Here is an 11,329-nt window from a genome sequence, read left to right on the forward strand (position 1 = left end):
AAAAACAGCGACCCGGCGGCTAGTGCGGCCATTGGTCCCCACATCAGGGCGGGCGATTCGTGCGGATGTAGGTCGGCCCGCTTGGCAAAACGATTTTTACCCATAAAAATCAACCACACCTGCCGCACCATGTAGAAAGCGGTGAGTCCGGCTGCCAGCATAGCTACAATCGGGAAGATATACCAAAAACTACCCTCCTCAGCGGCGCGAACGAAGGCCATTGCGAAGATGGCGTCTTTGGACAGAAAACCGGAAAACAGCGGTATGCCCGCCAAAGCTGCTGCGCAAATTACGTAGCAAACGAATGTTCTAGGCATGAGGCTTCGTAGCCCACCCATGTTCCGCATATCCTGCGGATCGAAGTGGATTTTGGCATCGTGCGGACTTAGTGCGTGAATGACCGATCCCGCAGACAGGAAAAGTCCGGCTTTGAAAAACGCGTGGGTGAACAAATGAAACATGGCAACCTGCCAACTCCCAACGCCCACCGCCAGTACCATGAGTCCTAGCTGCGACATGGTCGAATATGCCAACACTCGTTTAATGTCCCATTCGTACATGGCTTTCCAGGCACCGTGGAGCATGGTGATTGTGCCGACAATGGCAATCACGAGTTGCGCCGTGGGCGTGAGCAAAAAGGCGATACGGGCCAGCAGGAAAATTCCCGCTGCTACCATCGTGGCCGCGTGAATGAGTGCCGAGACGGGCGTTGGCCCTTCCATGGCGTCAGGCAGCCAGGCCGACAGCGGAAACTGAGCGGACTTACCGATGCAGCCACCAAAGAGGAGAATGCCTATGGTTGTAAGGGCGATGTTTTCCGAAGGAGGAAGGATCGGGCTGGCGTACCAGCGGTCCGTCGATACGGAAAGGTCAGTCGGGAGGATTGAAAAATCGGTAGTTCCGGCGTAGTGAAGCAGCATCAGAATGCCCGCCAGGAAAGCGGCGTCGCCGATGCGATTGAGGATGAAGGCTTTTTTGGCGGCCCAGGCGGCGCGAGGTTTGTAGTGCCAGAAGCCGATGAGCAGGTAGGAAGACAGCCCGACCAGTTCCCAGAAAACGTACATCATCACCAAACTACCCGCCAGCACGATCCCCAGCATGGAAAACGCAAATAGCTGAATGAAGGCAAAGTACCTGACCCGGGCGGCGTCGGTACGCATGTAGGCAATGGAATAAATTTGCACCAGCAGCGCTACGAAATGCACCAGCAGGAGCATCAAACTACCCAGGTAATCGAGCCGCAGCGAAATCCTGAGCGTATTGGTACCAAGATTGACCCAGTCGTGATGAAAAAGCCGGGTTTCGTTCAGGGAAAAGAGGCTGACGCTCAGCAGCAACCCGGCCAGCGTGATGGCCGCCGCAATCCAGCCAGCTGTGTTGCCGAGCCGCCTCCCCGCCAGCGCCAGGCCGATGGCTGCCAGCAAGGGCATCGCCAGCAAAAGCAGGGCAAAAATGGGCAGATCGGTAGCGGGCATGAGGGGCTTTTGGTAGTTTGGCCGGGCAAATATCCTCAATTAAGGCCCGAATTCAAACCTTCCTCATAGGTCTTTCTCCACGTCGTCGGGCTGCACCTGCCCGTGCAGGATGTCGATCAGTTCCTTGACCTGGTAAACGGAGCGGTTGTAGGAGTTGCTCAAAATGATAACGACGAAGTCCTCCGCCGGGCTGATCCACATAATGGTGTTATAGCCTTTCCACCAGCCGCCGTGGTAGATGTACTTAGGTTTTTCCAGCTCGTCGAGGTGCAGCCGGAAGCCGTATCCGTAGTTTTTCAGGCCGGGCCGCTCGAAGCTGCGAGGCGAAAGTGCCTCGCGCATCGTTTTCTTGCTCAACAAACAATTGGCCATTAGTCCTTTGTAAAACCTATAAAGGTCTTCGGTGGTAGAGCATAGGCCTTTGTCGCCATACACCTCATCGTAATAATCTTTCGGTATCAATTGGCCCTTCTGGTGGCCCGATGTACGGTAGGCAACCGTGGAATCTGCCGCGTGCGACACCAGAAATGTATGTTTCATGCCCAGCGGATCCAGAATGTGTTTGCGCAAATACTCCCCGAAAGGCACACCCGAAACCTTTTCTACAATCGCGGCCAGCACCAGGTAGTTGGTGTTGCTGTAATTAAACGAGCGGTCAGGGTAGCCGTAGCGTTTGGGCGTGGGCTTAACGGCGGCAAACCAGTGGATTATCGTAGTATTGGCTGGGTACTTTTGTCCGCGCCGGACGCTGTCCATGAAGGCGTAGGTGTAGTTCGGCAAGCCGCTGCGATGGCTGAGCAGATTCTGAATCGTGATATTGTGGTAGGGGAAATCAGGAAAAAATTGTTGAATAGAATCGCTCAGACGTAGTTTGTTAGCCTCGTATAGTTTCAGAACTGCTACAGCGGTAAAGGGCTTGGAGAGCGACGCCAGTTGAAAGGCGTGGTCGGTGCGCAGTGTGTCTTTCTCTCTGAGGTGAGCGTAGCCGTATGATTTCTTGTAAAGTACCACACCTTTTTGGGCAATGAGGACGTTGCCGTTAAAGCCCGCCAGGCGCTTTTTACGGAAAATCTCCTCGATCTCCGCCACCTTCTTCTCGGCGTCGATCTGCTGCCGGACTTTGACTTCCTGCTCGGCGGTCAGGGGTTCGCCCACGCACTCGGTGTACCAGTCGTTGGGCTGCCTAACCTTACTATGTTGCGTACGGTCGCATGCCGAAATAAATACGATACCACAAATAGCCAGCCATCCGGCCCACTTTCCTTGCTTCACCACGTTGATCATTGGCCGATTCACTTATCGGTTTACGGTACTATTGAAGTTTTTCAGGATGAACGGTCAGGGTGTAGGCGGTATTTCAGGCAAAGGTATCCTTTTTCCTAAATTGAAAAGAACACCGCCCGGATTATTGGTAAAAAATCACCAGATCAATTCGTTGCAGGCTTTCTAAAACTCCAAGCGGTAGTTGAGTACCGGAATCAAACCCATCTGCGTGAAATAATCGATTTTATCTTCGCCTGGATCGTAGTAGCGTGACTGGGCGTTCAAGCGATTGGAAACGTTCTGGATGTCCAGTGAAAAGGTGGAAGTAGTGCGGCGGCTATTTTTGGTGTAGCTCACCCGCAGGTCGGTGCGGAAGTAGTAGGGAAGGCGGTCGGCATAGCTTCTCGACCAGTCGTAAACCGTACGCTGGTTTTTCCGTGATTTGGCCAGGTCGATGGGCGTCACTCGGTTTCCTCCGGCCCACACTCCTTTTACGTTGAAAGCGAATATATTCTTCTTATTGCGCCCGACGGCCCACTCCTTTCCGGCCAAAAGATTCTGCACGAAGTTGCCATTAAAACGGCTGTTGCGCTCGACTCCGTCGCGGGCCGTGTATTTGGATTGGTAGAGCGAAGTGGTACTCATAAAGTAAATGCCCCCGGTCAGGAACTTCTCTACCGTCAGTTCCAGCCCGTAACTCCGTCCTGTTCCGTCGCTAACAAGGGAATCGTTGGCGTAACCACTGATGGCGTTGAGAAAGGAACTCGCTAACAGGTAAGGACGATTGGTACCCACCGGACCAATGGGGACATTAAAATGCCTTTGGTAATAGGTTTCGGTTTGAATGCGCCAATTCTGGGCCGGGCGGAATTCGTAGCCCGCCACCAGGTGAGCCGACTTCGTCAGTTTTAAATTCTCGTTCACGGCGGCAGTGCGTTCTTCCCCTACCTGCACCTGCGCCAGATAGGTGGAAATAGACTCGGTACGGCTGTGCAGTCCCGTCCCGAAACTCAGCGTGTGGCGTGGGGCCACGCTCCAGCGCAGACCCAGGCGCGGCTCAACGGAGGCCTGCCCGTTGAGGGCCAACCATAGACCGTGTACACCCGAATTGAGGGTTAAGGTTGGTGAAACACGGTACTTCCATTGGGCAAAGGCCTGCATGAGCTGCGTAGAACCTGCCTGATCCAACAAGGTGCGGGTGGTTTCCTGGTTGCGGAATTTATCCAGCAGGTTAAACGACAGGTGGCTGGCGATGACTCCCGCGCGGAGGGCATGGCGAGCGTTCAGCTTGTAGTTGTAGTTGAGCGTCAGGCGAAGCGCCTGGTTAATGTATTGCTCCTGATCCCAGTCGTCGTTATTTTTGTTGGTGTAGTCGAACGTCTGCCGCGTAGCCGAATACGAAAGAATGGTTTCCATGTAGGATTTTTGATTCAGATAGCGGACATAGTTAAGGCCCAATACTCCGCGATCCGAGTGGTAGTCTTCCCGAAAATTCGTCTTGTCGGTTCGCTGCGAGCTCAGGCCGCCCATGCCCCAAACTGAAAGAGTCGCTTGTTTTTTTTGAGGAATAAAAACTTTGAAAGCACCATCTTGGAAATTCAGGACACCATCACCCGCTACTTCTATCCCAAACGCATTTAGAATAGATAAAGTGGAGTAGCGATAGTTGGCCAGATACGAAGCACCTGAACCCTTCTTGATCGGCCCTTCGGCTGCGAAGTCCAGGCCCAACACCCCCGCTTGCAGGGCGTATTCACGTTTTTCGGCGTTTCCGTTCCGCAGTTTCAGATCGAAAACGCCGGAAGTGGCATTGCCGTACTCGGCCGGAAATGCTCCCGTAAGGAAGTCGGAATTGCCCAGGACGTTCACGCTCAGCGCACTCACACCCCCACCCGTAGAACCTTCCTCGGCAAAGTGATTGGGATTCGGAATCTCTACGCCTTCCATGCGCCAGAGTAATCCCTTGGGGCTGTTTCCCCGAATAATAATCTGGTTGTTAGTATCGTCGCTGGTAGCTACGCCCGCGAAGGACAGAGCCATCCGGGCCGGGTCGTTAATGGCGGCTGCGTAGCGTTTAGACTGATCCACGCTGAATGAGCGGGCGCTTACACTCGTCATATCATTCAGCGCGTCGCCCGTTTGCTTTTGGGCTTTGATCGTAACCTCGTCCAGATTTTGCAGGGATTCGGTGAGCTTCACGTTCAACTCCACTTCTTTGCCTGAGCCAATCGAAATTTCCTGCAACACGGCGTCCTCGTAGCCAATGCTCGAAATTTTGATCGTGTGCCTTCCGACGGGTACACTCTCGATGCGGAAGTACCCCGACTCGTCGGTCGTGCTGCCCAGAATCGGTTCAATGGTGCTGATTATGACGCTGGCCCCAAAGACGGGCTGCCCGGATTCGGCGTCCGTCAGACGGCCCTTCACCGTTTGGGTGGGCGTCTGGGCAGAAGAATTTCCGAGGGAAAACAGGATGAGAAGAGAAAGGGCAATTTTTTTCATGGCTTGAAGGTTTGTTTGCCATTTAAACAACTTAGCCCCGCTTAGCCCCTACTTGCCAATCGCTTTTCTCCTCGAGAACCGTTGGGTAGTTTATAAAAAATCCTCGCCTGAACCGGGTAGTTCAAGCGAGGATTTATCAGTAGATGAATATTTTAGCGCGCTGCCACATTCTCCTTACCTTGCTTTCGGGTGTCGAGCTTTTTCCAAACCCACTCACCGACGGTTTCGCCCAGGTGCGTACCTTCCTCCACACCGTCGCGGTAGTGAATACCGCCGTACATCCGGCTGTACGAAGCGTCCCAGTAAGCGTCTTTGAAAGATTTAAAGGATTTCACGCCGTGGCCGTATTTCTTCTCGGTCGTATCAGTAAAGGCAACATTCTCACCCAGCAAATGCGTGAGCACCGTACCGCAAGCCGCCGAAACTGAACTGTGACCGCTCACATATTCGGGGAAGGGTGGCGTTTCAAGGTAGGGACGCCAAGCGGGATCCCAACCATTATTGATAACCGTTTCGGGCCGGATGCGAACGCTGCTGTACTTTTCCTGCCAGCACGAAATGAAGGCGTCGAACATAGCGATAGAAGCCAAAGCATAGGTTTCAGTGGTCTTCATCAGGTCGAGCTTTTGGTTCTGCGCTACCGTGCGCGTAATCGCCAGCCAATGGCCCGGCGGAGTCATTTTTTTGTTGGCAAACATCACGTGGCCCACGACGTTGGTTACGAAAGCGTTGTCATCCCAGAAATAAGCCGTCGTGCGCTGGTCTTCGGTCATGTCCTTACCGATATCATAGACCTCGCGGGTCAATTTCATGAACTCGCTGTTTTTGCTGAGGTCGTATTTGGCCGGGGCCGGGCAGCTGAACTGCTTCACCGAATCCATCGTAAAGGGCCGCACCGTGTTCCACATTGGCTCGCAGGCGTCGGCGTAGGCGGGTGGCGTAGGTACCCAGGTACCAGGTTCGTTAGTTACAGTGTAGCGAAAACCTCTGATCTGCTTATAATTATCACCACTCGAATAATCAATGACGTGCTTGGCCACTGCCTCACCGTAGGCTATCGAGCGATCGAAAACATCGTCAGGGATGCCCATATCCATGTATTTCTGGAAGAAATCCTTCTCGTAATCGTCCCACATTTTTTCAGAGAAGGTCAACTTCTTGCCTATCACGGCAAACGCCTTGGCACTTGCCAGCGGGAAGCAGTATTCCTTGCCTTCTTCGGGTTTCGGCGTCGCGGTGAAACCATTAAGTTGCCCGGCTAGCGATTTGTACTCAGGATTTCCCGGTACCAGCGCCTCGTACCCCGCCAGATTGGCGTAGGCATAAATACGACTCGCCACGGGTGGCTTGAAAATATCGTGAATGATGACGTTGGTCAGATGAATACCCAGACTATCGTAGAGTTTGGGATCGGAAGCGGCTTGGTTGTAAACGTCAGGCGTAGTCGTTTCGCGACAGCCGGACAAGAAAGCAGTTGCGGATAACACTGCCAGAAAGAAAGACAATTTTTTCATCGTGTGTCAGTAGTTTCAGGGTATTACGTTCTGGTTCGAAAACGTAGTTCTCTTGTGTTTATTGAAGAAGCACCCAGCCTAATTCGTTTCAAATCAGAATCATGTAGTCCCAAACAGGCGGCAAAGGTACTGGTTTTTACAACGCCCTCGAAGGCGGCATAGTTCGTCTTCTGTAGTTTTTAATGAAACCACGCTTTGTTTGAAGACAAGCCCCAATCGTTTATCTACGCTGCGTTTTCCATTTGCTATCTCTCGATGGCAGGTTCACTGATCTTACGTCAGGGCGAGCAGGCTCTGCCGAGAGCCTGGCAGACAATAGCGCAGCCAATTGCAGATGAACATCGTCTGCGGGAGTTTCAAGTTTTTCAGGTGTGAAGTACTTACTCACAAAGTGCGTATCGAACTGTCCCGAGCGGAAAGCCTCATGTTCCATCACAAAGCGCCCGAAAGGCAACGTCGTCTGCACGCCTGTGATTTGGTACTCGTCAATGGCGCGAATCATTTTGGCAATTGCCTCCTCGCGATCTTGGCCGTAGGTGATCAGCTTGGCGATCATCGGGTCGTAGTGAATCGGGATAGCCATGCCCTGCTCGAAGCCATCGTCCAGCCGGACGCCGTTACCCTGCGGGCGGACGTAAGTTTGCAGCGTACCTACGTCGGGCAGGAAGTTGTTCGCCGGATCTTCGGCATAGACGCGCACCTCCATCGCGTGGCCGCGGATTGTGAGGTCTTCCTGTTTGATAGTTAGAGGTTTTTCCTCGGCGATGTAGATCATTTGCCGCACCAGATCCACGCCCGTAATCAGCTCTGTCACCGGGTGCTCGACTTGCAGACGGGTATTCATTTCCAGGAAATAAAAATCCAGCTTATCGTCCACGATGAACTCTACCGTGCCCGCGCCGTAATAGCCGCAGGCATGGCCGACTTCCACCGCGCAGCGGCCCATCGCTTCCCGGATTTCGGGCGTCAGCACCGACGAAGGCGCTTCTTCCACTACTTTCTGGTGCCGACGCTGCACTGAGCATTCCCGCTCAAATAAGTGAATGATGTTGCCATGCTGGTCGCCCAGGAGTTGAATTTCGATGTGGCGGGGCGAGGTGATGTATTTTTCAATAAAAACCGACCCGTCGCCGAACGATGACACGGCTTCGCTCACGGCGCGATCCATCTGCTCGTCAAAATCCTCCGGCTTTTCAACCACCCGCATCCCTTTGCCACCACCGCCCGCGCTGGCTTTGATTAGGATCGGGTAGCCGATCTGTTCCGAAACCTGCTTGGCCACGGCCCGGTCGGTGATTGCGCCGTCGGTGCCGGGTACCATCGGGATGTTACGCTCTCCCGCTGCTCGCTTGGCCGCCAGTTTACTACCCATCGTCTTGATGGCTTCAGGCGAAGGACCAATGAAAATCAGCCCCGCCTCCCCTACCGCGCGGGCAAAGGCGGCGTTTTCGGACAAGAAGCCATAGCCGGGATGGATGGCGCCGGCTCCCAACCGCTGCGCGGCTTCGATGATCTTATCGCCGCGCAGGTAAGATTCCGACGAGGGCGGTGGACCAATGCAAACGGCTTCGTCGGCGTAGCGGACGTGCAGAGCCTCACGGTCGGCCTCGCTGTACACCGCCACGGTAGCTATGCCCATTTCGCGGGCGGTACGCATGACGCGCAGAGCAATTTCGCCACGGTTGGCGATGAGGATTTTCTTTATTTCGGCCATCTATTCTTCAGATTATGAATAAGTGAATATCGGAATTAGTGAATAAATTCCGATATTCCCCAGTTCAATATTCCTACATTCATTTATCATTGTATTCTATCATAACTATTCCAGCTAAATGCAATAATTGGATTCAACCTATAATTTTTCCTGAACTTATCTTTTGAAACTTTTGTCAAACGCCTGATTACAAGGATTGAAAAATAAATCGATAATACAGTTAACATATTGACTGCAAGCACAGTAGTGCTTTTGTCAATATTTTTTCTACTTTTGCACTTATTCAATACAGAAATCATTCAATAATATATACAAACCCGTTCTAAGTGGATATTTTTGAGAAACTACGCGATAACTGGGGGCCAATCGGCACGCCCGCCAAGATGCTGAACAGCCATCACTATTTTTCCTTTCCGATGCTGGAAGGCGACCTCGGCCCCCGAATGCGTTTCATGGGACGGGAAGTTCTCAACTGGAGTCTCAATAACTATCTGGGTCTGGCCAACCACCCCGCGGTGCGGCAGGCCGACACTGACGCTACCGAAAAATGGGGCCTAGCCTACCCGATGGGAGCCCGCATGATGTCGGGCAACTCGCAGATGCACGAAGATTTCGAGAAGGAACTCGCCGAATTTGTGGGTAAGAAGGACGCTTTCCTTCTCAACTACGGCTATCAGGGCGTAGTGTCGATCATCGAGAGCGTGTGCGACCATCGCGACGTAATCGTTTATGACGCCGAGTCGCACGCCTGTATTATTGACGGAGTGCGGCTGCATAAGGCCAAGATGGGGCAATACTACAAGTTCAACCACAACGATATGGAGAGCTTGGAAAAAAACCTGAAACGGGCCTCCCGCCACGCTACCGCCAAAGGCGGCGGCGTACTGGTAATCAGCGAAGGCGTCTTTGGCATGTCGGGCAAAGTAGGTAATCTGAAGGCTATTGCCGACCTCAAAAAGAAATACAAGTTTCGGCTTTTTGTGGACGATGCTCACGGTTTCGGCACGATGGGCCCCACTGGTGCGGGAGCGGGCGAAGCTACAGGCGCGCAGGACGACATCGATCTGTATTTTGCCACTTTCGCCAAGTCGATGGCGGCTATCGGCGGCTTCGTAGCTTCCAACGACCCCGACATCATTATGTACTTAAAGTACAATATGCGCTCGCAGACCTATGCGAAGGCACTACCTATGCCCTACGTAGAAGGTTGCCGCTTCCGTTTGCAGATGATCAAAGAAAATCCCGGACTTCGGGAAGACCTCTGGAGAATCGTGGATGCCATGCAGAGCGGACTACGGAAACGCGGCTTCGACATTGGCGAAACCGAGTCGCAGGTGACACCCATATTTCTGCACAGCGAGGGCGGCATTCCCGAGGTGACACGCATGGTGCGTGATCTGCGCGAAAACATGGGGGTTTTCTGCTCAATCGTGGTCTATCCCGTAGTGCCGAAGGGCCAAATCATGCTGCGAATTATTCCAACCGCCGCTCACACGCTGGAAGACGTAGAATATACTTTGGACGCCTTCACGACTCTAGCTGAAAAACTAAAAAATCGGGTCTATCAACAAGACGAAGTGAATGAACCCGCCGGAGCTTAAAAATAGGCTCTCAAATGAAACAGGCGCATTTTTCGCAAAAGTGCCTGTTTTTTTATGCCCGTTCGATAAGTTTTATTTTCTAACCTAACATACTGTATTACTGACTATTGTAAGGTGACTCATCCTATTTTAGGATTTTTTGAGTGCTTTTTTTTGCTAAATTAAGTTGTGAATGCGGTAATAATTGTTAAACTTCGGCTTAAACACGCCTAAACAAGCGTATTTGACGCATTTTTTCAACTAAAATAAAACGAACACAATGGAAAGATTTGAAGAAGTAAAGAACCTGATTATGTCGCTCGAAGGAGACTTCGATAAGTTCTACGATAAGAAAAACCAGGCCGCTGGTACCCGCGTTCGCAAAGGAATGCAGGAATTGAAGACCATGGCGCAGGACATTCGCACCGAGGTGCAGAACATGAAGAACGCGGAGGATAAATAAGCCTGTTTTTCGACGCAACAAAGCCCGGTTCAGCCATGAGCCGGGCTTTGCTTTTTCACTGCACCTCCACCCGCACGTCGAAGGGCTTACGATCGCTGATGACGAGTTCTTGGAAACCTTTGATTTGGTAAGCGGCTACTCGCCATACGCCCGCTTTTTCTTCGCAGCGAATCGAGAGGTTTTTCTCGGATTCATACAACTGGTTTTCCGAACTGATTTTGGCTTCGATCAAGAGGGGCTTTCCATTGGTTTTGTCCAAAACTACTTTAAGGAAACGGACAGGCAAATCTTCTTCCGTTTGCAAGACGTACTCGTACGTCAGCGAGTCGGGCCGCGCAGCTGCGTAGCTCAGGCGATAGGCGGGCTTATTAATATCCGCTTGCAGAAACAATTCAAGCTCTCTTTTCCAATCTACCTCTCTAGTGCTCCGTTTTTCTTCCTCCTGGCCAACGACCATCGTTTTCTCAATGGTAGGCTGCTGTTGGTTGAGAAGTTTTATTTGGTTTAGGACAAAACCTTTCACATCATAATAAGCGTTCGGTTGCGAATCGGTTTCAGCGGGCGTTTGACAAGCAGTTAAGGCAAGCGAAAAGCATATCGCAATAGTTGCAAAAATGCTGCTCTTGCCCAAAGTTTGATTATTGGAAAAAATAAATGACACGTTGAAATAGATTTTACAAAAATCGGAGAGCCATTTCGACTCTCCGATTATGCTAACACCCCGAAAAGCGGGATAGTTTATAATAGGCTTTCGCCCGCCATTTCCTGCGGCTTGGCAATCCCCATTAGTTCGAGAATTGTGGGTGCAATATCAGCCA

General features: G+C 52.0%; 8 protein-coding genes. 2 read left to right on the top strand and 6 right to left on the bottom strand.

Features of this window, described 5'->3' with window-relative positions; all coding sequences use genetic code 11:
* The 5 genes from ACEW8P_RS25165 to accC all read right to left on the bottom strand — a co-directional run.
* On the bottom strand, positions 1-1,475 hold a 1,475-nt coding region (locus ACEW8P_RS25165; RefSeq protein WP_373515820.1), incomplete at its 3' end, for an NADH-quinone oxidoreductase subunit L.
* A gap of 63 nt (positions 1,476-1,538) precedes the next feature.
* Entirely contained in the window at positions 1,539-2,771 is a 1,233-nt protein-coding gene (locus ACEW8P_RS25170; RefSeq protein ID WP_373515821.1) for a serine hydrolase domain-containing protein, read from the bottom strand.
* A 150-nt stretch (positions 2,772-2,921) separates the two neighbouring features.
* Complete coding sequence (locus tag ACEW8P_RS25175) at positions 2,922-5,240, bottom strand: carboxypeptidase-like regulatory domain-containing protein (RefSeq protein ID WP_373515822.1); 2,319 nt, start codon at positions 5,238-5,240, stop codon at positions 2,922-2,924.
* A gap of 152 nt (positions 5,241-5,392) precedes the next feature.
* The gene (locus ACEW8P_RS25180) at positions 5,393-6,754 is read right to left on the bottom strand and encodes a vanadium-dependent haloperoxidase (RefSeq protein WP_373515823.1); all 1,362 of its coding nucleotides are present in this window, start codon (positions 6,752-6,754) and stop codon (positions 5,393-5,395) included.
* Positions 6,755-6,974: 220 nt separating this feature from the next.
* Positions 6,975-8,468: an acetyl-CoA carboxylase biotin carboxylase subunit gene (gene accC, locus ACEW8P_RS25185; protein WP_373515824.1), complete on the bottom strand. Its 1,494-nt coding sequence runs from the start codon at positions 8,466-8,468 to the stop codon at positions 6,975-6,977.
* A 326-nt stretch (positions 8,469-8,794) separates the two neighbouring features.
* Here accC and ACEW8P_RS25190 point away from each other — a divergent pair, with 326 nt between their 5' ends.
* Both ACEW8P_RS25190 and ACEW8P_RS25195 read left to right on the top strand, forming a co-directional pair.
* Entirely contained in the window at positions 8,795-10,069 is a 1,275-nt protein-coding gene (locus ACEW8P_RS25190) for an aminotransferase class I/II-fold pyridoxal phosphate-dependent enzyme (protein WP_373515825.1), read from the top strand.
* Between the two features lie 259 nt (positions 10,070-10,328).
* Positions 10,329-10,511, top strand: a complete 183-nt coding sequence (locus tag ACEW8P_RS25195; RefSeq protein ID WP_373515826.1) for a histone H1 — start codon at positions 10,329-10,331, stop codon at positions 10,509-10,511.
* Between the two features lie 55 nt (positions 10,512-10,566).
* On the opposite strand, the gene ACEW8P_RS25200 is transcribed toward ACEW8P_RS25195, so the two are convergent.
* Positions 10,567-11,034, bottom strand: a complete 468-nt coding sequence (locus ACEW8P_RS25200) for a hypothetical protein (RefSeq protein WP_373515827.1) — start codon at positions 11,032-11,034, stop codon at positions 10,567-10,569.
* Between the last annotated feature and the right edge of the window lie 295 nt (positions 11,035-11,329).

This window comes from Persicitalea sp. (assembly GCF_041751555.1).
Classification (GTDB): Bacteria; Bacteroidota; Bacteroidia; order Cytophagales; family Spirosomataceae; genus Persicitalea.